The sequence below is a fragment of the Sphingorhabdus sp. genome (assembly GCF_044338195.1).
Classification (GTDB): domain Bacteria; phylum Pseudomonadota; class Alphaproteobacteria; order Sphingomonadales; family Sphingomonadaceae; genus Sphingorhabdus_B.
Window position 1 is genome coordinate 64,945 of the sequence record NZ_JBIIMC010000004.1, and the last position, 26,153, is coordinate 91,097.

Below are 26,153 nucleotides of genomic sequence, written 5' to 3' on the forward strand. Positions count from 1 at the left end.
GGACCTAGCGCAACAAATCGGCGGGCTGTGTTGGCTCGCTGAGTATCTTTTCCATTCGGCGCCAGCGCTCGGCTTGGTCGGGATTGCCGCGCTCGATATAGCCACGGACAAGGTCTTTGCCCCAGCCATAGTTGATAACATAGCTGCGATAATGGTCGGTAAACGCCACCGATTGTTCAGCGCGCGCGGGCGACAAGAGCAGATATTTTTGCGTCAGTTCAAGTGCCTGCGCGCGGGATATTTCCCCGTCGAGATACATTTTCGCAATGGTCAGCCGCGCGCCGGACAGCATCTCGGTCATTTGCTGCATTTTCCAATAGGCATCGGCGGACTTCGGATCGAGGCCAGCGAGCGGATATAGAATGTCGCGTTCGAACGCTAAGCGCTCCTCGGCCGGAAAAGCCAGATCTATGCCATAATTTGCGCTGCCTTCGGAAAGGACGCTGGTCGGGCTGTAGAGCGGGTTGACCTCATATTCACTCCACCCTTTTGCACGCGCAAGCCTTTGTTCGACCATCAGGTTCAAAACATGGTGGCCGGGATAGCCTTCATGACAGCCCAGATCGACCGCGCGGCTGACACGGATCGGCAGGTCGGTGTTAATCTGGATCAGGCTTTTGTAATTGCCCTTATAATAATTGTAACCGGACCAGGTTTTCCCCGTCACAAATTCCATAACAAAGCTTTCGCCAACAGGGAGGGCAATGTGCTGCGCGGTGCGGCGTTTGCATTCGGCGATTGCGGCGTCGAAGACGGATTGCAGCCGCTCTTTGGGAATGGTGTACCGCTCGTTAAACGCATCAACCCGCGCGGCGAGTGGCCCCGTGCCGGGAATGAGCGTATCCAGCCTCCTTAATATAGCGTCATAATGTTCGAGCGTCATAAGCACAGGGACGGTTGCAAACTGGCCCTTCGCTTCATCATTAAACGCAAATTTGCGGCCCTGAAGCATCTGTAGTCTGGTATCTGCGGCCACGAGCATGCCCCGCAATGCCACGGCCCGGCGGCGGTCGGCATCATCCTTTATGGTCGGCAAGCTTGCATCAATGGCAGCCGTCAGCCTGCGGGCTTCAGCAATAAGTTCGGCGAGCGAACGCGGACTGGCTTTCGCCGCCGCCTGTAAGGATTCAGGGCCATAATAAGCGTCAACATATTCGGCCTCATGCGTTCCAGCCTCAAGCGTCAGGCGGACATAATCTTGCGAAATGCTGGTCAAAGACTGCGCCGGGGCCGCCGTGGCAGAATGGGCCGCCACGGGAAGGGAGGCGCAGGCCGAAGCCAGCAACGCGGCCGTGAGGATGGGATAGAAAGCCTTCATATTATGTCTCCCGATATGTGCTTTTGAGGCGCCGCAAAGCGCAAAATGAGATAGCCCGCCAGTGCGGAAACCACCGACCCCATCAAAACGCCAATTTTGACCGCGTCGGATTGTTCCGGCCCGACAAAAGCAAGGCCGCCGATAAACAGGCTCATCGTGAAACCAATCCCGCACAGCAACGCGACGCCATAGACGTGAACCCAGCTGGCGTCCTTTGGGCGGGCGGCAATTCCGAATGTTACGGAAAGCCAAACGCTTGCGAAAATGCCGATCTGTTTGCCCAGGAACAGCCCCATGGCGATGCCCAGCGGAAGCGGGGCAGCCAGTGCAGCAAGGCTTGTGCCCGCAAGCGAAACGCCCGCATTGGCAAAACCAAAGATAGGCACAATGAAAAATGCGACGGGCTTCACCAACGCATGCTCAAGCCGGTGCAGCGCGGAATCTTCGGCATCGGGCGCTGCTATTGTCCGGTGAAACGGAATGGCGAACGCAGCCATGACTCCGGCAATCGTGGCATGAACGCCAGACAGCAATGTCGCATACCACAACAACGCCGCAAGGATGAGGTAGAGCCACAGCACATGCACCCGAAAACGATTGAGCGCCATCATCGCCAGCCAGATGGCACCTGCTGCGGCCAAGGCCATGATGTTCAGTTCCGCGGTGTAGAACACAGCAATGATGGCGACCGCGCCCATATCATCGACAATCGCGACCGTGGTTAGAAACAATTTCAAAGACGCAGGGGCGCGGCTGCCCAATAAAGCCAGCACGCCTATGGCAAATGCAATATCGGTTGCAGCGGGTATCGCCCAGCCGCGATGCAGGTCCGGATCGCCGCCCGCCACGCCCAGATAGATCAGCGCCGGAACGACCATACCGGCCGCGGCCGAAATGATCGGAAGCCGCCTATCGTTCCATGTTGAAAGATGTCCATCGACAAATTCGCGCTTAATCTCCAACCCGACCAATAGGAAAAATATCGCCATCAGCCCGTCATTTATCCAGAGATGAACGGTCATCGGGCCAAGTTTTGGCGTCAACTCCGGCCCAATCACGGCGTGCACGAAATGGGCATAGCTATCGGCAAAAGGCGAATTGGCGACGATCAGCGCCAAAGCCGCAGCCGCCATCAGCAAAATGCCGCCGGCCGCTTCGCTGCCGAGGAACGCGCGTAATGCGGATTGGTTGGGTCGCTTTTGGGGCGTTTCAGTCATCGTCCAGCTATATGCCCGCCCGCATAATTGATAGCAAGCACAGCACAAAACATTGAGCAAATGCCTTGCCTTAGCGGTTTCGGTTGGTCTAGAAACTTCCAAAAGGGCATTAAATATGGCCAATATGGCGGGATTGAATCGAACTATTGAGGACACAGATACCGATCCGATGGCGGATGAATCGGTTGAGTTGACCGAAGGTCAAAAGGCGTGCCTGAGACTGGTCGACGACCACCTGACGTCCAAAGAAATCGGCCGTTCTCTGGGCATTTCACACTTCACCGTCGATCAAAGGTTGGACGCGGCGCGGCGCAAGTTGAATGCCGCAACGCGCAAGGATGCCGCAAAAATTTTTGCGGCTCTGGAGCAACGGACCATATCCGAGCCATTCGTATACGAAACGCAAGACCTTGAGCAGCAGCAATATACCGCTAGCCAGAAGGGGCTACCGAAACGGATGGGACGGGTCGTTGCGAAGATTGCCGCACACGTTTCTATTCCGCCCATCGGTGGCGAAAGACATGATTTATCCCCAAAGGATATCGTGGTTCAATCGCTGAATATTGCATTTTTCAGCACAGTGGCGTTTGCATTTGTTGTTGCTGTTTTGACGGGCACGTTTCGACTGTTTCAATAAACGTCCTTCGCTGGCTGAAGCTGAATTCAGATCTAGAGGGAGACAGTTTATGGTGAATTTCGAACTTGAGACCGCCCGCCAATTGGCATCTGACATCCGGTCGACCCACCAATCAATAGATAACGCGCTGGCGGACCTCGCCAGCCTTACTTTTTCTGTCATTGATGTGTGCCGAAATTCCGACGCACCACCGGCGCATACACAGGCTGCGATCGAAGGCGTGGCGAACGGGCTGACGATGATGGTCGATGCCCGCAAGGGCTTTGTCAACGCGCACCGCAAAATCGCCGTCGCCCAACGCGACAGCAATCTTCAGGAAATCAACTTCGGGTGCGTTGGCCCCGGCCCACTTACCCGGCCATCCGGTCTTCGGGTCGTAAACGGCTAATGTTGGGCCCCCTTGCCCGGATGCGGGCTATATTCTGAGGACGGGCAAGGGATGGATATTCTCCAGTCAGCTTTTATTTTCGCCCTTGTGCTGTGCGCGCTTTATGCGGGTATCAATGGCGGACGTACCGGCAGGGCGGGCGCGGCTATTTTCATCGTTGCGACCATATTGAGCGCCGCTGCCGCAACGATGAACCCAAGTTGGGCAACGACATCTTATGGACTGTTCGCCGTGGATGGGGGCTGCTTGCTTGCGCTCCTTGTTCTGGCGCTGAACAGTAACCGTTATTGGCCGATATGGGCGATGGGGTTTCAAACCGTGGCTGTCGCAACGCATATGGCAACGCTTTGGCTTCCGGACTTCGTCCCCAAATCCTATCAGGCATTGTTATCCTTTTGGGCGATACCAATCCTGTGGGTGATGGTCATGGGCACGCGCAAAGACCGCCAATATGAACAGGGCAAAGTCCAGATCGCCTGAGACAACGTCTTTCCGGAATACTGCATATCAAAACGGCGCGACATCGATCGTAGCTGGTTGAGGGGTCGCAATTGTGCCTAACTGGATTTTCCCAATCGTCGAAACAGCACAGCGCGAACTGTTACTGTTCAGTGCGATCTGGCTGTTGATTGGCGCCATGGACGATCTGTGCGTCGATGCCATTTGGGCGGTCAGGCGGCTGTACCGAAAAATTGCCTTTTATTGGCACAGGCCACCGATGAGGGTGGATGAACTGCCGGCCAAGTCGGGGCCAGGGCTGATTGCGGTTTTGATACCGGCATGGGGCGAGGCAGCGGTTATCGGCGCGATGCTGCGCAACTGCACACGCAGCTGGGCCGACAGCGGATGCGATCACCGGTTATATGTCGGCTGCTACCCAAATGACCCGCAAACCTCGGCGGCCGTCATTCGGGCCGCAAAGCACAACCCAGTTATCAGGCTCGTGCTCGTCAACCATAAGGGCCCAACCACCAAAGCCGATTGCCTCAACAGGCTGTGGAAGGCATTGGTCGCAGATGAAATCGCGGGCGGCAACAAAGCAAAGGCGATAGTCCTGCATGACGCCGAAGACGCCGTCCACACAGATGAGCTTCGGGTGTTCGATAGGCTGCTCGCCATTGGCGGCGCGGTGCAATTGCCAGTCATTCCCGTGCGGACAAAAAGTTCGCGATGGATCAGCGGGCATTATTGCGACGAATTTGCCGAAGCCCATGGCAAGAATATGGTGGTGCGCGAGGCGATTGGCGCGCGGCTGCCGCTTGCTGGCGTCGCCTGCGCGATTGAGCGCAACCTGATAGGTCGGTTGGCTGTTATGCACGGCGGTGATCCATTCGACCCCAACAGCCTGACCGAGGATTATGAGCTGGGCATGCGTATTGGGGCTGCTGGTGGACGGACCATCATGGCGCGGATTTTGGATAGCAATGGCAGGCTGATAGGGACCAGAGCCTGCTTTCCCGATACGCTGACGAGTTCGGTCCGCCAGAAAGCGCGCTGGCTGACGGGCATTGCCCTTGCCGGTTGGGACAGGTTGGGGTGGAACGGCAATCTCGCGCAGAAATGGATGTTGCTTCAGGATCGCCGGTCGATACTCGCCGCGATTGTCATGAGTGCAGCCTATGCCTGCATCTTGCTCACGGCGATTTTGACGGTGGCTGAAGCGCTGGGCGCGTACCAGCCAAAACCGTTCGCGCCGACGCTGATTATCCTTTTGTGGTGTAACGCGGCCTTCCTTTTCTGGCGGCTGTTTGTTCGGGCGGCCTTTGTTGCCGCATTATACGGTCCAAAAGAAGCACTGCTGTCGATCCCACGCAGCGTCATTACGAACATTATCGCGATCATGGCCGCGCAGCGCGCCTGTTCCGACTATGTGCGGCATTGTTTCGGGACACCGCTGCGTTGGGACAAAACCGCCCACCATATTGTCCCAGAACCATTGGTCCGGCGCGACTGATGCGCGGGCGCGCCTTGGCATCCATGGCTGTGCTATGTGTGGCATGGGTCACGGCCCGCATCGCCTTCACAACAATGGATATCAGGGCCGTAAGCCAGACCGGTCATGAAACATATCCACATTCAGTCCGCATGGGGTCCGTCCCGAAGCTGCCGAGCGCGCAAATAGTAACCCGGCAAAGTCCGAGACACGGCATTGCGGCCCCCGCGGTGCGGCACGCCCAAAATCTCCCCACAAAGATTGCTGTCCAGCCGGAGGGCGCCACCCCACTTTTCTTCAGTATGGACACCCACGCGCGGATGTCTCCTCCCGCATTCCTTTCGACTGGCCCCGATGTCGTCACCCCAATCGATGCGCCGCGTCCAAACGCGCAGGCTCCCCAAGGATTTGAGGTCTATGCCTATAGCTTTTGGCGGCGGGGCAGTTCCCCCGCTGGAACGCTTGGCAATGGGCAATATGGCGGCAGCCAAAGCGCCGTGATGGCCGCAATCCCCGTCCTGCGCTTCTCCGGCAACCCTGGCCTATCGCGCCTGTCCATCGCTGGTCGGGCTTCGGTTGCGCATGGCAGCGTGCGCGAAAGAGAATTGGCCGCAGGGGTGCGTTGGCGACCCGTTGCACGCATTCCGGTGCAGGTCATTGCCGAGCGCAGATTGCGCGAAAACCGACCCGACGCATTTGCGGCCTTGGTCGCTGGCGGGCAGTCTGACATAACATTACCACTTGGCTTTCGATTGGATGGCTATGGTCAGGCCGGCTTTGTTTCAGGGCAAGGCGGCGGCCCCTTTGCCGATGTGGCGGCGCAAGCACATCGATCCATCGCACAATCGCAACGGGCATCTTTTGCCATTGGCGCAGGCATATGGGCGGGTGGGCAAGACAATGTCATGCGCATGGATGTCGGCCCAAATATCCGCGCAAATGTGACCGCTGGCGGCGCGCTATTCCAACTGGACGCAAGCTGGCGTGTGCGGGTTGCGGGCAACGCGCGGCCGGGCAATGGGCCAGCGATGACATTGTCCACCAGTTTCTAAGCACCAGCCTTTATCCTGCCGCTAAATGCCGTTAGGGTCTGTCCGTCAAACATGGATATCTATCTTCCTATAGCCAATTTGTCGGTCAATGCGCTGGTCATCATCCTGCTGGGTGGCGGCGTCGGCGTGTTGTCTGGAATGTTTGGTGTGGGCGGCGGGTTCCTGACCACGCCATTGCTTATTTTCTATGGCATCCCGCCAGCCGTTGCCGCAGCGTCGGCATCCACGCAGGTAACGGGCGCAAGCGTATCGGGCGTTTTTGCGCATATGAAACGCGGCGGTGTCGATTTCCAAATGGGCGCTGTTCTCGTGTTCGGCGGCATTTTCGGCACAGCTGCGGGCGCTGCGATCTTTGAAATATTGGAAGCACTTGGCCAGATCGATACCGTCATCAACATATTATATGTCATCATGTTGGGCAGCATCGGCGGGATGATGGCGAAGGAAAGCCTGACTAGCGTCCGCGCGACCCGTGCAGGTAAACCGGTGCCAGCCGCAAAACGGCGGCACCACCCATTGGTCGCCAATTTGCCGATGCGTTGGCGTTTCTACCGGTCGGGGCTGTATATTTCGCCACTCGCACCGCTGATATTGGGTTTCATCACGGGCATTATGACCATGCTGTTGGGCGTAGGCGGCGGTTTCATCATGGTGCCCGCCATGCTCTATTTGCTTGGCATGGGCGCGCAGGTCGTCGTGGGCACATCTTTGTTCCAGATATTGTTCGTCACCATGGCATCCACCATGATGCACAGCCTGACCACCAAAGCGGTCGATATTGTGCTAGCGGTATTCTTGTTGATCGGCAGTGTCACAGGCGCGCAAATTGGCGCGCGTCTGGCGCAGCGGATGCGCCCTGAATATCTCCGCCTTTTTTTGGCCGCTATCGTGCTGCTCGTTGCCATCCGGATGGCGCTTGGCCTTGGCTGGCGTCCCGACGAAATCTACACGTTGCAAGCCCTGTGATACGCTTGATCGCCTTGTTCCTGTTTTTGCTGCCGGTCGCGGCGGGCGCCCAAAATGTGCCCAAGCTGGTGCCAGATGTGTCGCAGCGTGAAATCAATATTCAATCGGGTTTCACCGGCGCCGAAATGCTGCTGTTCGGCGCAATCATTTACCCGCGCGGCGTTGCACCGGAGGGTCAGGTGGACGTCGCCGTGGTCCTGCGCGGGCCAACGCGTCCAGTGACACTGCGTGAAAAGCAGAAGATTGCAGGCATCTGGATTAACGCCGACAGCACCGATTTCCGGTCCGTCCCCGCTTATTACGCAATCGCCTCATCCCGCCCGCTTAGCGAGATCGTCGATAGCAAGACCGCGGCCATTTACGAACTTGGCCTCGAAAGATTGCAATTGTCGCCCAGCGGTGAAGTCGATGCCGCAGAGCAAAAACGCTTTGTCGATGGCTTGGTCGATCTGAACCGCCGCAACGGTCTTTTCCGGCAGGAGGCAGGCACCGTCGAAATAACCGATCAGGTATTATACCGCGCACGGCTCAATATTCCATCGAGCGTCCCTGTTGGCACATATACCGCCGAAACATTGCTGATCCGCAATGGCCGCGTCATTGTGGCGGACGATAATGTGCAAGTGCGGATACGCAAAACCGGGTTTGAGCAACTGGTGACAGTCATGGCACAGGATTATGCCTTGTTTTATGGCGCGATGGCGGTGCTTGTATCATTGCTGCTTGGCTGGTTCGCCGGATATGTTTTCCAGCGCTTATAAACGGGCCTAACGGGGCCATTTCCACCCCATGGTAAATATATCTTTACCTTCTGTGCCTATGGCTGGCCGCTTCCTTACATCAAAGGCAGTATAGCGATGGATATGACAGGGCATCGGCCGTTTACGTCCGCAGAACCCAGTGCGCAGGGACAAGCCGAAGCGGCGGATGCGCTGCACCATATCGGCTTTGTTATGGACATTGCCGGATCCAGTTCTCAAATCACCCTCGATGCCAGCATATTGACCAAGCTGATGTCGCATGGCGATCCCAGCATTGCGATGGCCGGACAGGTGGGCAGCCAAATCAAGATTCGCATTGGCCATAGCTGGCTGCTCGCAAGTATCCGCACCCAGCGCATGCATGACCGCGACCATGGGGTCATTATGGCGCAGGTCGACTTTCTGGGCGAAGGCGACGAGGAGCGCCTGACCGGCAAGATTTCCAATTTCCGCCGCGGGGTCACGCGTTATCCGATCCCGGGAAGCGAAGTCTATGCGGTGTCGAGCGCGGACATGAATCAAGTCTATGCGACCGACGCCCGCGCACATGTTGAGATTGGCACCGTTGTCCCAACCCAGGATATTCGCGGCGCGCTATATGTCGACGCCATGCTCGGCAAGCATTTCGCGCTCGTGGGTTCAACGGGTACCGGCAAATCCACTTGCGCCGCTCTCATCGTACATAAAATCTGCGAGATCGCCCCTGACGGCCATATTGTCATGATCGATCCCCATGGCGAATATAGTGCGGCGTTCAAACAGAATGGCGCGTTGTTCGACGTGAACAATCTGGCTATGCCTTATTGGATGATGAACTTTGCAGAACATTGCGAAGTGTTCGTCACCTCCACCGGCGACGACCGGCAAATTGACTCAGACATTCTCGCCCGCTGCCTGTTGCAGGCACGGGCCAAAAACCGGATTGCCGAAACGATTGGCAAGCTGACGGTCGATGCGCCGATCCCCTATTTATTGTCTGACCTGACCAACATCCTCCAGAATGAAATGGGTAAGCTCGACAAGGCAACGTCGTCTGCGCCGTTCATGCGGTTGAAAAGCAAAATTGACGAGCTGAAAGCCGACCCGCGTTATAACTTCATGTTTTCAGGCCTGCTGGTCGGCGACACAATGGCCGATTTTGTCGGCAAGATTTTCCGTCTGCCATCACATGGCAAACCGATTTCGATTATCGATGTGTCCGGCGTCCCATCCGACATCACGTCGACCGTTGTCGCGGTGCTGTCACGTCTGGTGTTTGACTATGCCATCTGGTCGCGCAACGAACCGCAGCGGCCCATCCTGCTGGTGTGCGAAGAGGCGCATCGCTACATTCCGTCGGATCGGGTTTTCAAAAACAGCGCAGTGCGCTCCATCCTTGAACGCATTGCCAAGGAAGGCCGAAAATATGGTGTGTCGCTTGGCCTGATTACGCAGCGGCCGTCCGATTTGGCCGAAGGCGTGCTGTCGCAATGCGGCACGATCATTTCGATGCGATTGAACAATGAACGCGATCAGGCATTTGTCCGCGCCGCCATGCCCGAAGGTGCGCGCGGATTCCTGGATGCCGTCCCTGCCTTACGCAACCGCGAATGTATCATCTGCGGCGAAGGTGTCAGCATTCCCATCCGCGTGTCGCTCGACCATTTGGAAGCGGATAAACGCCCGGCATCAGAAGACCCGCTGTTCAGCGCGCTGTGGCGTGAAACAGGCGGCGAAGCCGAAATACTGGACCGCGTCGTGCGCAGGTGGCGTGCGCAGGGGCGGTGATCGCTGCTGCGATGGCTGGAAGCATCTCCAAGCTTGCAATGTAGGATTGCCTTTGAGAGTATCGATGCGCACACGCGAAAGCGCGCGCGGTTCTTTCTCAATGTTGAGACCAGCGGAAATTTCATCGAGCCGCGTTCACCATTAAAGCGACAAAGCAGACAGTAAAAACGCTGCGCGACGTTGCTTTTGTCGCCTTAGGGTCAGGACAAAGCGCGCTTTTCTTCATGGGCATTGGTCCGTAAAATCCAATATTGCCCTGAACTGCGCATCATGCGTTGAGGTTGGGCCTGAGATACTGCCGCGCCCGATCCAAATCGAGTGCGCGCCGTGCGGCATAGTCCGCAACCTGATCTTCGCCAATGCGCGCAACGCCGAAATATTCGGCTTGGGGGTGCCCGAAATAAAAGCCGCTGACCGCGGCGGTCGGCAACATGGCAAAGCTTTCGGTCAAGGTGATGCCGGTATTGTGGGTGGCATCCAGCAGGTCGAACAATATGGGCTTCAGGCTGTGATCCGGACATGCGGGGTAGCCCGGCGCGGGCCGGATGCCGCGATATTCCTCACGGTTCAGCGCCTCGATGGTGAACTGCTCGTCGGGCGCATAACCCCATAATGTTGTGCGGACATGCTCGTGCATCCGCTCGGCAAAAGCTTCGGCCAGACGGTCGGCGAGCGCTTTCAACATGATGTCGGAATAATCATCGATATTGGCTTTGAACTGCGCCAAATGCGCCCCGATGCCATGGCCAGTGGTCACCGCAAAGCCGCCAATCCAGTCGCCATCGCGGCTGATGAAGTCAGCCAGACACATGTTCGCCCTGCCTTCGCGCTTGGCGATTTGCTGCCGCAGGAACGGCAGGCGGACATGGGCTTCGGTCTTTTCGCAATAGACGACAACATCATCACCATCGCGCCAGCATGGCCACAGGCCCGCAACGCCCTTTGCGCGGAGCCATTTTTCACTGATGATTTTATCGAGCATCGCATTGGCATCGGCAAACAGGCTGGTTGCACTTTCGCCAACGACTTCGTCCGTCAAAATATCGGGGTAATTGCCATGCAATTCCCATGCACGGAAAAATGGCGTCCAATCGATATAGTTGCGCAGATCGGCAAGGTCCCAATCATCATAGACATGCACGCCAGCCTTTAATGGCGCAGCAGGCTTTAGCGCCTCGTCAATCTCGAACCCATTGGCGCGGGCTTCATCCAACGAAGCCAGTGGCTTTGCGGTCTTGCCCGCACGGGCATCGCGGATGTGGCTATATTCGGCGCGGGTGTCAGCGACGAACTTTTCGGCCATAGTATCGCTGACCAATGTGCCCGCAACACCGACAGCGCGTGATGCATCGAGCACATGAATGACGGGGCCCGAATAGACAGGCTCGATCCGCAACGCCGTATGCGTTTTGGACGTGGTCGCGCCGCCGATCATCAACGGCATCGTCATGCCCGCCTTCTGCATTTCTTCAGCGACGGTGACCATCTCGTCCAGCGAAGGCGTAATGAGGCCGGACAGCCCGATCATGTCGGCATCATGTTCGACCGCCGCCTTCAATATGTCTTGCCACGGGACCATCACGCCCAGATCGACAATCTCAAATCCATTACACTGCAGCACAACGCCAACGATATTCTTGCCGATGTCATGGACGTCGCCCTTGACGGTGGCCATGATGATCTTGCCCTTGCCCTTTGCGCCGACTTCTTTCTCGGCCTCGATATAGGGGAACAAATGCGCGACCGCTTTTTTCATGACGCGCGCCGATTTCACGACCTGCGGCAGGAACATTTTGCCCGACCCGAACAGGTCGCCAACGACGTTCATGCCGTCCATCAACGGGCCTTCGATAACTTCGATTGGTCGGCCGCCAGCCGCCTTGATCGCCTGCCGCGCTTCTTCGGTGTCGTCGATAATATGCGCATCAATGCCTTTGACCAAGGCATGCTCAAGCCGCTTTTTAACGTCCCAGCCGCGCCACTCGGCCTCGGCCTTTTCCTGCGCCACATCCGTACCGCGATATTTCTCGGCCAATGTGATGAGGCGCTCGGTGGCATCGGGATCGCGGTTGAGGATCACATCTTCGCACGCCACCCGAAGTTCCGGATCAATATCGTCATAGATATCCAACTGCCCTGCGTTAACGATCGCCATGTCCAAGCCGGCGGGGATTGCGTGATATAAGAATATCGAGTGCATCGCGCGGCGCACAGGCTCGTTACCGCGGAAGGAAAAGGACAGGTTCGAAAGGCCACCCGAATAATGGGCATGCGGGCACAATACGCGCAATTCCTTCAGCGCCTCGATAAAGTCGACGCCATAATTGTTATGCTCTTCAATCCCCGTTGCCACCGCAAAAATGTTGGGATCGAAAATGATATCTTCGGGCGGAAAACCAATGCCGACCAGCAAGTCATAAGCGCGCTTGCAAATTTCGACCTTGCGCTCTTTGGTGTCCGCCTGCCCAGTCTCGTCGAACGCCATGACCACAACGGCGGCGCCATAGGCCATGCACAGCCGCGCCTGATGCAAAAAGGCGTCTTCGCCTTCTTTCATCGAAATCGAATTCACGATGGGCTTGCCCGAAACGCATTTCAGCCCCGCCTCAATGACGCTCCATTTGGAGCTGTCAATCATCAACGGTACGCGCGCAATGTCCGGTTCGGCAGCGATGCGCTTGATGAACGTGGTCATCGCCTCATGCGCGTCGAGCAGGCCTTCATCCATATTGATGTCGATAATCTGCGCGCCATTTTCGACCTGGTCGCGCGCGACTTCGACAGCGGCTTCATAATCGCCGGAAAGAATGAGCTTCTTGAACTTGGCACTGCCGGTGACGTTCGTGCGTTCACCGATGTTAACGAAACGGGAGGAGGAGGATGTCATATTGATGTTCAGCTTTAAGGAGTTCAGGCGGCCATGATAAAGGGTTCGAGGCCAGCGAGCCGCGTGACGACGGGTGGCTGCGGGATATTGCGCGGGGCGCGGCCCTCAACTGCCTTGGCAATCGCAGCGATATGCGCAGGCGTCGTACCGCAACAACCGCCGACAATGTTGACCAGCCCATCGTCAAGCCATTGGCCGATCAGCTGCGCTGTCGTTTCGGGCAGTTCGTCATATTCGGCTAGGTCATTGGGCAGGCCTGCATTGGGATAGGCCATGACAAGCGCATCGGCTTGCTTTGCCAAAGCCGCCAAATGCGGACGCAACAGATCGGCCCCGAACGAGCAATTCAACCCGATGGTAAGTGGTTTGACATGGCGGATCGCAGCCCAAAATGCCTCAACCGTATGTCCCGACAGATTGCGACCGGCCATATCGGTGATTGTCATCGATATCATCAAGGGCACGTCCCGGCCCGATGCCAGCGCCGCTTCCTGCGCCGCCATGCCTGCGCATTTGGCGTTCAGCGTGTCGAAAATCGTTTCAATCAGCAGGAAATCCACGCCGCCTTCGATAAGCGCGTCGCATTGTTCGCGATAGACGCCTTTGAGATAATCAAAGTCGATTTCGCGATAGCCGGGGTCGTTGACGTCTGGCGACAATGACAATGTCTTGTTCGTTGGGCCAATTGAGCCTGCAACAAAGCGCCGCTTGCCGTCTTCGGCCTCTGCGGCGTCACAACAGGCGCGCGCGAGTTTTGCCGAATCGATGTTCAATTGCTCGACCAAATGTTCGCAGCCATAATCAGCCATGCTGATCTTCGTGGCGCTGAACGTGTTGGTTTCGATCATGTCCGCGCCAGCGCTCAGATAAGCGCTGTGGATGGCGCCAACCACGTCAGGCCGCGTGATGGACAACAGATCGTTATTACCCTTTTGATCGTGGGTCAGTTGCAATGAGCCGCGATAGTCAGCCTCGGATAATTTATACCCCTGAATGGCCGTCCCATAACCGCCGTCGAAGACCAAAATTTGCTTGGCCGCTCTTGCAACAAATGCCTCACGCGGGGTCATGCCGCTTGCTCCTGCGCAGCGCCAGAGGGCCGTTTTCCAAGCAAATGGCAAATGGCATAAGACAGCTCGGCCCGGTTGAGCGTGTAGAAATGGAAATCACGCACACCACCCGCATATAATCTGCGGCACATTTCGGCTGCGATGGTGGCTGCGACAAGTTGCCGGGCAGGCGGATGGTCATCCAACCCTTCAAACAAATGCCCCATCCACGCAGGAATCGCAGTGCCGGTCATGGCGGACATGCGTGTGATTGCCGCAAAATTTGAAACCGGCATGATACCCGGCACGATTTCGGCATCGATACCCGCGGCGGCCACAGCATCACGAAAACGGAAGAATGTTTCAGGTTCAAAGAAAAATTGTGTAATTGCCCGGCTCGCGCCGGAATCCAGCTTGCGCTTCAGAAAGTCGATATCGCTTGCAGCGGACAAAGCTTCCGGATGAGTTTCGGGATAGGCACTGACCGATATTTCGAACGGATGGAGCTTGCGTAGCCCTTCGACCAATTCGGCAGCGCTGGCATAGCCGTCGGGATGCGGGACAAATTTACCGTCCGATCCTGGTGCATCTCCGCGCAGCGCAACGATATGCCGGACACCTGCCTCCCAATAGGCATTGGCCACGTCGGCAATTTCGCCCTTTGATGCTTCAACGCACGTCAGATGGGCCGCGGCTGGAATATTGGTTTCGCGCGCAATGCGGGCGACGGTGTTGTGTGTCCGTTCACGCGTTGTACCGCCGGCACCATAAGTGACCGATACAAAGCGCGGCGCGAGCGGGGCAAGCGTGATAACCGAATCCCAAAGCTGCTCTTCCATCCTTTCGGTTTTGGGCGGGAAGAATTCAAAGCTGATTTCGCAATCACCGGCAAGGCCAGCAAAAAGGGGCGCGGCCAGCGCCCGGCTGGCTTCCTGCATCTGGTCGAACGGGAGAATCATGCAACAATCCTTATATTATCTTTTGGACGCGGGGTCGCGAACGACAGCTTTTGCCCCATCCACACTTTTACAATGAGCGCGCCAGACTCAAGTGCGACCTGATGCACCATCTGCAGGCCATGTGCCGAGAACGCATTCCGCATAAATTCGTCCGTAAAGCCAAGCCGGGCATGGGCATGCACGGTGCGGAGTTCTTCATGGTCATGGGCCGCGAAATCGACAATCACGAGCCGCCCGTCGTCCGCGACTGCACGGATGGCTTCGGCGATGACGGCCTCGGGGTCTTGGGCGTAATGCAGCACTTGGTGGAAAATGACGGTGTCAAACTCACCATCGCCCACGGGGAGCATGTTGAAGTCGCCCAATTTAATTTCAATCTTGCTCGCGATATCGGCACTGAAATTCGCTATCTTTGCCCGGGCAAGCCGCAACATTTCGGGGCTATTGTCCAAAGCGACAAAGTGGCTTGCGCTCTCCGCGAACAATTCCACAATGCGGCCGGTCCCCGTGCCCACATCCAATACACGGCCGAGCGGCGCGCTATGCAAAATCTGCGCAATCTTCGCCTCAACTTCTGAATCAGCAACATGCAGCGATCGCAGGAAATCCCATTCTTCTGCATGTGCCGCAAAATAGGCTGCGGCCATATGTGTCCGCGCATTGCGGACCTCGTCCAGACGTGCCAGATCCTTTTGAAATGCCTTCGCCTGCGTAACATCCGCTTCTTTCAGCAACGACGTCAGGCGTCCGTCCTCCAAAACAGCGCCCGGTCGCAGGAAAACCCAACTTCCCTCTTTGCGTCGCTCCAATAATCCAGCTTCGTCCAATATACGGATATGGCGGGAAACGCGGGGCTGGCTTTGGTCCAATATCTGCACCAGCTCGCCCACCGACAGTTCAAGCCGAAGCACGAGAAATACGATTCGAAGCCGGGTCGGGTCGGCCAGAGCGCGCATGATGGTGAGCAAATTGATCATCTTGGCACCATATAAAGAAATCTTTATATCAAGTCAATCCGCTCAAATCTCCCGCATTTTCTACCGTTCTGGTAGAGTTAAGTGCAATTTTGAGGCTTATCAGCTTGCCGGAATAAAAAAGCGCATTGCCACCGAATTGTGAACGGGCTAGAGGGCTGTCCGCAGACATTACTGCATTCGTTGTGGTGTGCCTGTCAGGTTTTCATAAGTTTTGCTAGGGGGTTTCCCATATGAAGAAAATTGCTGTATCTCTCGTTCTTGCCGCTTCGCTCGGTTTGGCTGCTTGCTCAGGTGCTGAAGAAGCAACCACAGAAGCAACTGAAGCAACCGCTGAAGCTCCTGCTGAAGCTGCTGTAGAAGGCGCTGAAGCTGCTCCTGCTGCTGACGCTGCTGCTCCTGCTGCAGACGCTGCTGCTGCACCTGCTGCAGACGCTGCTGCTGCTGCACCTGCTGCAGACGCTGCGAAAGAAGCTGCGAAGTAATATTCGCGCTTTTTAGCGAAAGCTTTTGATAAGGGCTGTTCTGCTTGCGGGACGGCCCTTTTCTTTGTCCGTCATAGACAAATTGGATGCCGCGCGCGGCGCTCAACCCCAAACATCGCAATAAGGCGTCAGTTCTGGTGGTGTGAAGCCACGGTACGCGATACAAATTGCATGAACGTCATCCGTTGCGGAATAGACGCCGTCGTGCTGCCCATCATCACAGCGATAGCGTAACGCGTGCCATCTGGCGCTGTCATGATCCCGATATCATTATATCCCGTGGACACCGGCGGCAAAATCTGCCCCGTTCCGGTCTTGTGCAAAAAGCTCCAACCCGCAGGCACGCCCGCCTTCAACCGGTTAGGGCCGCTTGACGTCCGCGACATGATATCGAGCATGAGGCGCGTTGACGACGCCGACAGCAGCTCGCCTTTGGCAAGCTTGGCGAGAGCGCGGACAATGGCTTGCGGGCTTGCCCCGTCGATGGGATCATTCAGATAGCGGTCAAGCGCCGCCTTGCGGGTCGCCAACGGCACGGCATCACGCGCAGCATAAAAGCGCCGACCAATTGCATATTCCTGTTTCCAGTCAAGACCGGCAATGCCGCTTTGCAAAGCGCGTTCGCCCGGCCCAAAGCGGATCGCACCCAAATTCTTGCGTGCGATAAAACCGGTTACCGCTTGCGGGCCGCCTACGGTACGCAGCAGCGAGTCATTGGCGGTATTGTCACTGGCGCGAATGGACGTCTCCAACAGATTAAGAATCGAAACCTCAATACTGCCATTGGCGATCACCTGATCACGGATTGGCTGATGAAAAACCGCCAGATCATCCCGTGTGATCCTTACATTCTGGTCCAGGCGAAGCTTTCCTTGATCGACCATGTCCAACACGGTCAGCGCAACCCAGGTTTTGGAAACGCTTTGTTGGGGGAACAATTCATCCATCCTGTGGCCGAAAACCCATTCGCCACCATCCACGCGCATAATGGCAACACCCGTCCGACCCGGGAACAAGCGCCATTGATCTTGGATCAGATTTTCAAGACCGGCAGGCGGCCGCCCAATTGCGGGACGTACGGGCGCCACAACAACTGGCGCTGGGGCTATTGCTGCTGGCGGAGCAGGTCCCCGAGGCACTGGCGCGGACACGCAGCCTGATAAAACGGACAACAGCGCCAAAGCGGCAAGGCCTGCTTGGCCAGCCTTATGCGCGCGCTTGGTGGTCTTCGAAAACATTTGAGCCATACAGCTGCAATAGAGGCCTCGCGGTCGTTCTGTCACCGACAAAGGCAATTTTTGCGACCAATGATTCGATGGCGTCGACGAGAAGAGTCCTGATCAACAGGCAGGATCGTTCGGCAAGTCCGTCGTGCGGGGAATCTTGGGCAGACTGTTTCGATAGAATCAACCACGACCCCGGTACGGGGCAACGCCCTGATCCGGAAGCCACAGGCCCATGGGCGGCTCCCCCGATTGCCAGAACACATCGATGGGGATCCCGCCGCGCGGATACCAATATCCGCCGATACGGAGCCAATGCGGCTTCATTTCGGTAAAAAGTCGTTGTCCAATACCAACGGTGCAATCTTCATGGAAGGCGGCATGGTTGCGGAACGAACCCAAGAAAAGCTTCAGCGACTTTGATTCAACAATGCTTTTGTCTGGCGCATAATCGATGACGAGATGCGCAAAATCGGGTTGCGCGGTGACGGGGCATAAAGACGTAAACTCAGGCACGGCAAAGCGGGCGAGATACAGCGTATCGGGGCGCGGATTGGGGACATAATCCAGCTCGGCCTCTTCAGGCGTTTGGGGAAGTGCGCTTTGCGCACCCAGATACATCGGCTTTAGTTCGTCAGTCATAGCTGCGCATTTAGCCGTTTCACCACGGGAAGCAAACGGGTCATGTCTGTTCGCACAGATATTCACTTCCAGTGCATGCAAAAGCGCATTGGGCTGGGACAACGCGCGCTTTTTCCTGAAAACCTGTATCGTGCCCCGGACATGGCCTCGCTAACGATCCGATCATGACGACATTGATTCCGGTACTCGGCGACCAACTGAGCCATGCGCTTTCGTCATTGGCGGGAAAGAACAAAAGCGCCTGCGTCATTTTGATGGCCGAACTCGATGAAGAAACGTCCTATGTGCCGCACCACAAATCCAAAATGGCATTCATATTGTCGGCGATGCGGCACCATGCCGAAGATCTGCGTTCAGCCGGATGGACCGTCGACTATGTGAAGCTGACCGACCCTGAAAACAGCGGCAGTTTTACCGGCGAACTCGCCCGCGCATTGGAACGCCATAGCGCATCCGCAATCTGCGTCACCGAAGCTGGCGAGTGGCGGGTGAAGGCCATGCTCGATAGCTGGGCCGACCGCTTTGATGTTCCGGTGGAGATACGCAGCGACGACCGCTTCTTGTGTGGCCATTCCGAATTCGAAAGCTGGGCCAAGGATCGCAAGCAGCTGCGCATGGAGTATTTCTATCGCGACATGCGGCGTAAATCGAAATTGCTGATGGATGGCGATGCACCCGTCGGCGGGCAGTGGAATTTTGACGCAGAAAATCGCAAGCCGGCCAAGCGCGATCTGGCGATGCCACAACCGCTGCATTTCGCGCCGGATGATATCACGCGGGATGTTATTCATATGGTCGAAGAGAAATTCGCCACCAATATGGGCCAGACCGCGAAATTCGGTTTTGCGGTCACGCGCGCCGACGCGCTGAAACAGCAAGCCCATTTCCTGAAACATGCTCTGCCGTCCTTTGGGGATTATCAGGACGCAATGCTCACCGGCGAGCCATTTTTATGGCATTCGATTTTGTCGCCTTACATCAACACCGGATTGCTTGATCCGCTGGAATTGTGCCGTGCGGTCGAAGAGCAATATCACGCCGGAAAAGTGCCGATCAACGCTGCCGAAGGTTTCATTCGTCAGGTCATTGGTTGGCGCGAATATGTCCGCGGCATTTATTGGCATGCTGGACCTGAATATGTGGAAAGCAATGCGCTTGGCGCCGAACGACCGCTGCCGGAATTCTATTGGACCGGCAAAACCGACATGCATTGCCTGTCGCAAACAGTCGATCAGACAATCGCATATTCCTACGCCCATCATATCCAGCGGCTAATGATTACCGGCAATTTCGCCCTGCTGGCGGGTATAAACCCGGTCGACGTGCATAGATGGTATCTCGCCGTTTATGCCGACGCTTATGAATGGGTCGAATTGCCCAACAGCCTTGGCATGAGCCAGTTTGCAGACGGCGGCATGCTCGCGTCAAAACCTTATGCGGCCAGCGGTGCCTACATCAACCGCATGTCGGATTATTGTTCCAGCTGCCGTTATGATGTGAAACAAAAAACCGGGCCCAAGGCATGTCCGTTCAATGCGCTCTATTGGGAATTTATGGCGCGCAACGAAGAAAAGCTGCGTAAGAACCCGCGCATGGCGATGCCATATAAAAACTGGGACCGGATGGCGCAGGCCGATAAAGTTGCGCTTCGTCGTCAGGCACAGCAATTTCTCGAAACGCTTGGCTAGTTTGGAAAAGCGGCTTATCTTGCAGCGCACAAGAATCAAAAAGTAGCGGGCAAGGACAAAAACATGGAATTGGTAGTAAGCACCGAATGGTTGGCGAACGAAATCGGCGCGTCTGATTTGCGCGTGGTCGATGCCACCTGGTTCATGCCCGATGCTGGTCGCAATGCGCAGGCCGAATATGAAGGTGGCCATATCCCCGGCGCTGTTTTCATGGACTTGCAAGAACTCGCCGACGCAAACAGCAGCCTGCCCAATACATTGCCGCCGCCAGAGAAATTTGCCAGCCGCATGCAATCGCTGGGCCTGGGCGACGGCAGCCGCATCGTTGTCTACGACGACAGCCCGTTCAAATCGGCAACGCGCGCATATTGGATGCTGACCTTGTTTGGCGCACATGATGTCGCGATACTCGATGGTGGCATTGCAAAATGGAAAGCCGAAGGACGCGCGCTCGAAACCGGCAAGCCTGCGGTGCGCCACCGCCACTTCACTGTCTGGAAAGACGAAAAGGCCGTGCGCAACAAAGCAGACATGCTCGCCAATCTGCACAGCAAGGAAGCCGATGTCGTGGATGCCCGTGGCGCAGGACGGTTTACCGGTGAAGAAGCTGAACCGCGGCCTGACATGGCTTCGGGCCACATCCCCGGCAGCCGCAACTTGCCCTTTGGCAATCTTTTTAACGCAGACGGCACGTGGAAGCGCGGCGATGCGTTGACCCAAGCCTTCACCGATGCGGGTGTTGATTTGAATAAGCCCATGATCACAACCTGCGGCTCTGGAATGACCGCAGCTGTTGTTCTGTTCGGTGCGCGCCTGACGGGCAAATCGGACGTTGCCTTATATGATGGCAGCTGGTCCGAATGGGGCTTGGACAAGGACACCCCCAAGGCGCAGGGTGCGGCTTGAGTTCCCAAAAACCTAAAAAGCCAGCCACGAAAACAGTTACTGCAGGGCGCAAGGCTTCGCTCACGGGCCCCGTCGTGAACGTACCTGTTTGGCGCGCCAGCACACATTTATATGAAAATGTCGCTGAGCTGGAGGCGGGCAAAGGGCGCAACGAAGACGGCCGCTTTTTCTACGGCCGCCGTGGTTCACCGACGCAATGGTCCCTCTCCGACGCGCTGACCGAAATGGAGCCTGGTGCGCATGGGACCATGCTGTACCCGTCTGGTGTTGCCGCAATTGCCTGTGCGCTGCTGTCGGTGCTGAAGGCGGGCGACGTCTTGCTGATGACCGATAATGTTTATGACCCTAGCCGGTCTTTGGCCGACGGGTTTCTGAAGCGCTTTGGGATTGAGACACGGTATTTTGACCCACGCACCACCGATTATGACGCACTATTTTGTGATCGCACGCGGGCCATATTGCTGGAATCACCCGGCAGCCTGACATTTGAAATGCAGGATATTCCTGCGATTTGCGCCGCTGCGAAAAAACGCAATGTCGTCACCCTTCTCGATAACACATGGGCCACATCCTATTTCCATACCGCGCTCGACAAGGGCATCGATATGGCGATTTTGTCGTGCACCAAATATATTGTCGGCCATAGCGATGTGATGATGGGCAGTGTGACCACACACGATAAGCTATGGACGAAATTGCGCCACACCGCGCAGCAACTTGGCCAGACCGTTTCACCCGACGATGCCTATCTGGCGAGCCGCGGCCTGCGGACATTGTCAGTGCGGATGAAGGCGCATGAGACGTCTGCATTACATATTGCGCAATGGCTAAAGTCGCAGGCGGATGTCGACGCCGTTTTCCATCCCGCTTTGCCCGATTGCCCCGGGCACGACATTTGGAAACGCGACTTTACCGGATCATCAGGACTGTTTTCATTCATCCACACCGGTGACGCAGCAACAGCAGCGGCCTTTGTCGACGCGCTGGAACTGTTCGGCATTGGCTATAGCTGGGGCGGGTTTGAAAGCCTTGCGTTGCCCGTGCAGCCCGAAAAATACAGGTCAGTCGTGGCGTGGGATAAGCCCGGCACACTGATCCGCCTGCAAATCGGGCTTGAGGACACAGATGATCTTATCGCCGACCTTGGCCAAGCATTTGAAGTGGCCCGAAGCCCACGCTAGATATTAGCGTGTCGGCTGCGGGACTTCGCCCGAATAATCGTAAAAGCCACGTTTCGTTTTGCGTCCGAACCAGCCGGCCTCAACATATTTTTGCAGCAATGGTGCTGGCCGGAATTTCGGATCGCCTGTCGATTGAAACAGCACATTTGTGATTTCAAGGCAGGTGTCGAGGCCAATGAAATCAGCCAGTGTCAGTGGCCCCATCGGGTGGTTGAGGCCCAATTGGCACGCCGTGTCGATATCGCGCATAGTGGCAACGCCTTCACCCAGCGCGAAACATGCTTCGTTGATCATCGGCATCAGCACGCGATTGACGATGAAGCCGGGCGCGTCATTTGCAAACACCAATTGCTTGCCCAATGCTTCTCCATATTGGCGCACGACGTCGACAGTGGCATCGGTCGTCGCCAATCCGCGGATGATTTCAATCAGGCCCATGACAGGAACGGGGTTGAAGAAATGCACGCCAATGAAACGCTGTGGGTCGGGTGATGATTGCGCCAGCCGCGTGATGGGGATGGAGGACGTATTGGACGCCAATACAGCCTGATGCCCAAGTACCGCGCCCACCGATTCAAAAATCTTGCGCTTGATGTCTTCCCGCTCGGTCGCGGCTTCGATGATCAGCCCAGCATCGGCCATCGGTTCATAGCTGGCAACTGGTTCTATGCGTGACAACAGCGCCTCTGCCTCGGCAGCCGCCATTTTCTCTTTTGCGACCAGACGGCTGAGTGCCTTGGCGATGCCAGCCTTGCCTTCTTCGGCCTTTGCCAGATCAAGGTCCGACAAATAGACATGATAGCCAGCGCCAGCGCTGACCTGTGCGATGCCCGCACCCATTTGACCTGCTCCGATAACGCCGACTGCACGCATTTGCCGCTCCCTGTAAAACCAATCTGTGGCCCCTAGCGAATGATGGGTGAAAGGGCTAGCTTACTCCCACCAAAAAGGCGTTGGCGCGCGTCGCTGTGCTGTTTTCGCAGGGGCGGCAGTTTGTCGGGCCGTCACTTTGCAGCAAGCCGGGGCTGGCAATTGAACGCAAATCCGCTTAAGCGCGGCGCAAATACGCATTCTTTCGGCAGGAAATTAAAACCTATGTCCACCCCCTCTCGTATCGCCCCGCTTAAGGTGGGTCTGGCTGGTCTTGGGACAGTAGGAACCGGCGTCATCCGCCTTCTGCAAGAAAATAGCGCCTTGATCGCGCGCCGGGCGGGCCGCGAGATCCAGATTGTTGCCATCACCGCGCGCGACCGGACCAAGGACCGGGGCGTTGATCTGTCCGGCTATCGCTGGGTCGACGACATGGGCGAGCTGGCCACCGCAGACGATGTCGATGTCGTCGTTGAACTTGTCGGCGGGGCTGATGGCCCAGCGCTTACATTGGCGCGCGAAGCGCTGACAAACGGACGTGCTTTGGTGACCGCCAACAAAGCCATGGTCGCCCATCACGGCGCTGAGCTTGCGGCTCTGGCCGAAAGCAAGCAGGCCGCGCTCAAATTTGAAGCTGCCGTCGCCGGCGGCATTCCGGTAATTCAGGGCTTGCGCGACGGTGCCGCCGCCAACCGGATCGATCGCGTATATGGCATATTGAACGGGACCTGCAATTTCATCTTGTCGACGATGGAGCGTGACGGCCTCGACTTTGCGCAGGTGCTTTCCGACGCACAGGCAAAGGGCTTTGCCGAATCCGATCCTTCGTTCGATATCGACGGCATTGACGCCGCGCATAAGCTTTCCATTCTCGCCTCGCTCAGCTTTGGTTCTGTCATTGATTTTGGCGGCGTCGAAGCGCGCGGTGTTCGCAAAATACTCGCGGCTGACATCGCCCAAGCAAAGACGCTTGGTTATCGCATCCGCCTTATCGGACTTGCAGAAATCGACGGCGACAATGGCGCAGCCAATATTTTCCAGCGTGTTGAACCCTGCCTTGTCCCGCTCAGCCATCCGCTGGCGCATGTCATCGGCGCCACCAACGCTGTCGTGGCTGAAGGCAACTTCTCCGGACGCCTTTTATTCCAAGGTGCGGGCGCAGGGGACAAGCCAACGGCATCCGCCGTTGTTGCCGACCTTGTCGACATTGCGCGTAAGGAAACTGGCCCCGCATTCTCGATGCCGTCGGCAGAGCTCGAAAAATTACCACGCGCAGCATCGGCACACCGGGTGAGCAAATCCTATTTGCGTATGGTGGTCGCTGACCGCGTCGGTGTTCTTGCCGAGATTACAGCGGCTATGCGCGACGCAGGGCTTTCGATTGAAAGTCTGATCCAGACCGAAGCTGGTGACGATGGAACGGCCTTAGTAGCGATGGTCACCCATGCTGGCCCAGAGCAAGCGGTCAATGATACGCTTCAGGCACTCAAGCACTCCGACAACTTGCTTGGCGAGCCAATGGTCATGCACATTTTGGGTGCATAAGCTTATGGGGGCAGCGGGCCCCATCACCACGTGCGCAACAAAAACGGCGACAACTCATCTCGACATTTGGCGCTACCTTCCCTATCGAAACCGAACTCCCAAAATGCCATTCCATTTCGGGTACAGACTGCGCACCCTGACGTTCAAATAGCTAGGAAAATACGATGACTGCAGCAAGCCAAATCCTCGACCGCGTGCTTGTCTTGGAAATGGTCCGCGTGACCGAAGCCGCGGCGATTGCTGCAGCCAAGCTTATCGGACGTGGCGATGAAAAAGCAGCAGATGCAGCCGCCGTCGAAGCCATGCGCGCGGCGCTCAACGAATTATATATGGATGGCACGGTGGTCATCGGCGAAGGCGAACGCGACGAAGCGCCCATGCTGTTTATCGGCGAAAAGGTTGGCTCCGCCATCGGCACTGGCCCGCGCATCGACATTGCACTTGATCCGCTTGAGGGCACAACAATTACGGCAAAGGCAGGCCCGAACGCACTGGCCGTTTTGGCCGTGGCGGAAGAAGGCAATCTGCTCAACGCACCCGATGTATACATGGACAAGATTGCTGTTGGCCCGGGTTACTCGCCCAATATCGTTAATTTGGACAAAACGGTTGCTGAAAATGTGAACGCAGTTGCCAAGGAAAAGGGTGTAGCTCCGGGCGACCTCATCGTTTGCGTACTCGACCGCCCGCGTCATGAAAAGCTGATCGCCGAGCTGCGGGCGCTTGGTTGTGGCGTAATGCTGATCCCAGATGGCGACGTTGCCGGTGTCATCGCAACAACCAATCCCGATACCACCGTCGACATCTATATGGGCAGCGGCGGTGCGCCAGAAGGTGTGCTGGCGGCAGCGGCCCTGCGCTGTGTCGGCGGTCAGTTCAAAGGCCGCCTGCTGTTCCGCAACGACGATGAACGGTCGCGCGCGCGCAAATGGGGCATCGAAGATCTCGACAAGATTTACGATCTGGAAGAGCTGGCAAAAGGTGACTGCATTTTTGCAGCGACCGGTGTCACCGACGGTTCGTTGCTCGCTGGCGTCAAAACGTTACGCGATGGCCGGGTCACCACAGAAACCGTTGTGATGCGCGCATCATCAGGCACAGTGCGCTGGGTCAAGAGCGAGCATCGCAAGGCTGGGCATTTCGGCTGAACCAACTGACCCATTGGTCGGCCAAATTCGCCAAGGGTGATCAGTAAATACCCATCAGCAGTCCCGTGGCGATTTGTTCGCCGAGGTCTGCTGCCACCAATTGATCGGCGTCGTTTATAGTCTTCGGTGCCAAAATGGCTTCCGATGTCTGGGCATGGGTGCAGACGATCCGGCTTTCCGCAATCTGCCGCAAGCGCCATCCTGTCGCTATGCGCTCGGCCTGCGCCACAGCATTGCGCCCGTCCGATCCCGCACATACGATCATCGCATAAGGCCGCCCGTTCAGCGTGCCGAGGCATGGGTAATAACAACGGTCAAAAAAGCTTTTCATGCCGCCGCTGATCGCCGCGAGATTTTCGGGGAACGCGAACAGATATCCGTCCGCCGCCATGACCTGTGCAGCGCCGACATCATCGGCGTTGAGCATTTCGACATTGACACCCTGCGCACGGCAGGCGCCGTCATAGGCAGCGCGGGCCAAAGCCTCTGACCCGCCCGTCATACTATGCCAGATTATCAACAATTGCCGCATCGACGCTTGCTAGCACCGCTGGTGC

The 26,153-nt window shown here is 56.8% G+C and carries 24 protein-coding genes; 14 read left to right on the forward strand and 10 right to left on the reverse strand.

Features of this window, described 5'->3' with window-relative positions:
* Nucleotides 1-4: 4 nt before the first annotated feature.
* The gene (locus tag ACIQZK_RS02340) at nucleotides 5-1,318 is read right to left on the reverse strand and encodes a hypothetical protein (RefSeq protein WP_397574736.1); all 1,314 of its coding nucleotides are present in this window, start codon (nucleotides 1,316-1,318) and stop codon (nucleotides 5-7) included.
* Complete coding sequence (gene nhaA / locus ACIQZK_RS02345) at nucleotides 1,315-2,535, reverse strand: Na+/H+ antiporter NhaA (protein ID WP_397574737.1); 1,221 nt, start codon at nucleotides 2,533-2,535, stop codon at nucleotides 1,315-1,317. Before nhaA ends, ACIQZK_RS02340 begins: the two co-directional genes overlap by 4 nt.
* Nucleotides 2,536-2,659: 124 nt before the next feature.
* On the opposite strand from nhaA, the gene ACIQZK_RS02350 reads away from it, so the two are divergent.
* The 8 genes from ACIQZK_RS02350 to ACIQZK_RS02385 all read left to right on the forward strand — a co-directional run bounded on the left by ACIQZK_RS02350 (nucleotide 2,660) and on the right by ACIQZK_RS02385 (nucleotide 10,039).
* Nucleotides 2,660-3,172, forward strand: coding sequence for a helix-turn-helix transcriptional regulator (locus ACIQZK_RS02350; RefSeq protein WP_397574738.1), 513 nt, complete (start codon nucleotides 2,660-2,662; stop codon nucleotides 3,170-3,172).
* Nucleotides 3,173-3,221: 49 nt separating this feature from the next.
* A complete protein-coding gene (locus ACIQZK_RS02355) occupies nucleotides 3,222-3,560 on the forward strand; it encodes a hypothetical protein (protein ID WP_397574739.1) in 339 nt (112 codons plus the stop codon).
* Nucleotides 3,561-3,611: 51 nt separating this feature from the next.
* Nucleotides 3,612-4,040, forward strand: coding sequence for a hypothetical protein (locus tag ACIQZK_RS02360; protein WP_397574740.1), 429 nt, complete (start codon nucleotides 3,612-3,614; stop codon nucleotides 4,038-4,040).
* A 73-nt stretch (nucleotides 4,041-4,113) separates the two neighbouring features.
* Complete coding sequence (locus tag ACIQZK_RS02365; protein WP_397574741.1) at nucleotides 4,114-5,514, forward strand: glycosyl transferase family protein; 1,401 nt, start codon at nucleotides 4,114-4,116, stop codon at nucleotides 5,512-5,514.
* Between the two features lie 281 nt (nucleotides 5,515-5,795).
* A complete protein-coding gene (locus tag ACIQZK_RS02370; protein ID WP_397574742.1) occupies nucleotides 5,796-6,545 on the forward strand; it encodes a hypothetical protein in 750 nt (249 codons plus the stop codon).
* Nucleotides 6,546-6,596: 51 nt separating this feature from the next.
* Complete coding sequence (locus tag ACIQZK_RS02375; protein ID WP_397574743.1) at nucleotides 6,597-7,511, forward strand: sulfite exporter TauE/SafE family protein; 915 nt, start codon at nucleotides 6,597-6,599, stop codon at nucleotides 7,509-7,511.
* Nucleotides 7,511-8,272 (forward strand): TIGR02186 family protein, encoded by a 762-nt coding sequence (locus tag ACIQZK_RS02380; protein ID WP_397574767.1) that lies wholly within the window; start codon nucleotides 7,511-7,513, stop codon nucleotides 8,270-8,272. The genes ACIQZK_RS02375 and ACIQZK_RS02380 overlap by 1 nt, the downstream gene beginning before the upstream one ends.
* A 102-nt stretch (nucleotides 8,273-8,374) precedes the next feature.
* On the forward strand, nucleotides 8,375-10,039 hold the full coding sequence (locus ACIQZK_RS02385) for an ATP-binding protein (protein ID WP_397574744.1): 1,665 nt from the start codon (nucleotides 8,375-8,377) through the stop codon (nucleotides 10,037-10,039).
* A gap of 268 nt (nucleotides 10,040-10,307) precedes the next feature.
* Here ACIQZK_RS02385 and metH read toward each other — a convergent pair whose 3' ends face one another.
* Genes metH through ACIQZK_RS02405 form a run of 4 tightly spaced genes read right to left on the reverse strand, consistent with a single transcriptional unit; the run spans nucleotide 10,308 to nucleotide 15,911 of the window.
* Nucleotides 10,308-12,926, reverse strand: a complete 2,619-nt coding sequence (gene metH / locus ACIQZK_RS02390) for a methionine synthase (RefSeq protein WP_397574745.1) — start codon at nucleotides 12,924-12,926, stop codon at nucleotides 10,308-10,310.
* 23 nt (nucleotides 12,927-12,949) lie between these two features.
* Nucleotides 12,950-13,996, reverse strand: coding sequence for a homocysteine S-methyltransferase family protein (locus ACIQZK_RS02395; RefSeq protein ID WP_397574746.1), 1,047 nt, complete (start codon nucleotides 13,994-13,996; stop codon nucleotides 12,950-12,952).
* The gene (gene metF, locus ACIQZK_RS02400) at nucleotides 13,993-14,934 is read right to left on the reverse strand and encodes a methylenetetrahydrofolate reductase [NAD(P)H] (protein WP_397574747.1); all 942 of its coding nucleotides are present in this window, start codon (nucleotides 14,932-14,934) and stop codon (nucleotides 13,993-13,995) included. Before metF ends, ACIQZK_RS02395 begins: the two co-directional genes overlap by 4 nt.
* Nucleotides 14,931-15,911 carry an ArsR/SmtB family transcription factor gene (locus ACIQZK_RS02405; protein ID WP_397574748.1) on the reverse strand — a complete coding sequence of 327 codons (981 nt, stop codon included), beginning with the start codon at nucleotides 15,909-15,911 and terminating at the stop codon, nucleotides 14,931-14,933. The genes metF and ACIQZK_RS02405 overlap by 4 nt, the downstream gene beginning before the upstream one ends.
* Before the next feature lie 230 nt (nucleotides 15,912-16,141).
* Here ACIQZK_RS02405 and ACIQZK_RS02410 point away from each other — a divergent pair, with 230 nt between their 5' ends.
* Nucleotides 16,142-16,393, forward strand: a complete 252-nt coding sequence (locus tag ACIQZK_RS02410) for a hypothetical protein (RefSeq protein WP_397574749.1) — start codon at nucleotides 16,142-16,144, stop codon at nucleotides 16,391-16,393.
* Between the two features lie 128 nt (nucleotides 16,394-16,521).
* On the opposite strand, the gene bla is transcribed toward ACIQZK_RS02410, so the two are convergent.
* Nucleotides 16,522-17,631, reverse strand: coding sequence for a class A beta-lactamase (bla, locus tag ACIQZK_RS02415; RefSeq protein WP_397574750.1), 1,110 nt, complete (start codon nucleotides 17,629-17,631; stop codon nucleotides 16,522-16,524).
* A gap of 168 nt (nucleotides 17,632-17,799) precedes the next feature.
* Nucleotides 17,800-18,258 carry a preQ(1) synthase gene (gene queF, locus ACIQZK_RS02420; protein WP_397574751.1) on the reverse strand — a complete coding sequence of 153 codons (459 nt, stop codon included), beginning with the start codon at nucleotides 18,256-18,258 and terminating at the stop codon, nucleotides 17,800-17,802.
* Nucleotides 18,259-18,422: 164 nt separating this feature from the next.
* Between queF and ACIQZK_RS02425 the strand changes: the two genes are divergently transcribed.
* From ACIQZK_RS02425 to metC, 3 genes are all read left to right on the forward strand, one after another.
* Nucleotides 18,423-19,946 (forward strand): cryptochrome/photolyase family protein, encoded by a 1,524-nt coding sequence (locus tag ACIQZK_RS02425; RefSeq protein ID WP_397574752.1) that lies wholly within the window; start codon nucleotides 18,423-18,425, stop codon nucleotides 19,944-19,946.
* Nucleotides 19,947-20,009: 63 nt separating this feature from the next.
* Nucleotides 20,010-20,852, forward strand: coding sequence for a 3-mercaptopyruvate sulfurtransferase (gene sseA / locus ACIQZK_RS02430; RefSeq protein WP_397574753.1), 843 nt, complete (start codon nucleotides 20,010-20,012; stop codon nucleotides 20,850-20,852).
* Nucleotides 20,807-22,033: a cystathionine beta-lyase gene (gene metC / locus ACIQZK_RS02435; RefSeq protein ID WP_397574754.1), complete on the forward strand. Its 1,227-nt coding sequence runs from the start codon at nucleotides 20,807-20,809 to the stop codon at nucleotides 22,031-22,033. Before sseA ends, metC begins: the two co-directional genes overlap by 46 nt.
* 3 nt (nucleotides 22,034-22,036) lie before the next feature.
* Here the strand turns inward: metC and ACIQZK_RS02440 are convergent, their stop codons facing one another.
* Nucleotides 22,037-22,906, reverse strand: coding sequence for a 3-hydroxyacyl-CoA dehydrogenase NAD-binding domain-containing protein (locus ACIQZK_RS02440; protein ID WP_397574755.1), 870 nt, complete (start codon nucleotides 22,904-22,906; stop codon nucleotides 22,037-22,039).
* Between the two features lie 222 nt (nucleotides 22,907-23,128).
* On the opposite strand from ACIQZK_RS02440, the gene ACIQZK_RS02445 reads away from it, so the two are divergent.
* Together ACIQZK_RS02445 and glpX are read left to right on the forward strand one after the other, a co-directional pair.
* Nucleotides 23,129-24,448 carry a homoserine dehydrogenase gene (locus tag ACIQZK_RS02445; RefSeq protein WP_395634788.1) on the forward strand — a complete coding sequence of 440 codons (1,320 nt, stop codon included), beginning with the start codon at nucleotides 23,129-23,131 and terminating at the stop codon, nucleotides 24,446-24,448.
* Nucleotides 24,449-24,612: 164 nt separating this feature from the next.
* Nucleotides 24,613-25,596, forward strand: a complete 984-nt coding sequence (gene glpX / locus ACIQZK_RS02450) for a class II fructose-bisphosphatase (RefSeq protein ID WP_397574756.1) — start codon at nucleotides 24,613-24,615, stop codon at nucleotides 25,594-25,596.
* A 40-nt stretch (nucleotides 25,597-25,636) separates the two neighbouring features.
* Here the strand turns inward: glpX and ACIQZK_RS02455 are convergent, their stop codons facing one another.
* Complete coding sequence (locus ACIQZK_RS02455; protein WP_397574757.1) at nucleotides 25,637-26,098, reverse strand: flavodoxin family protein; 462 nt, start codon at nucleotides 26,096-26,098, stop codon at nucleotides 25,637-25,639.
* Between the last annotated feature and the right edge of the window lie 55 nt (nucleotides 26,099-26,153).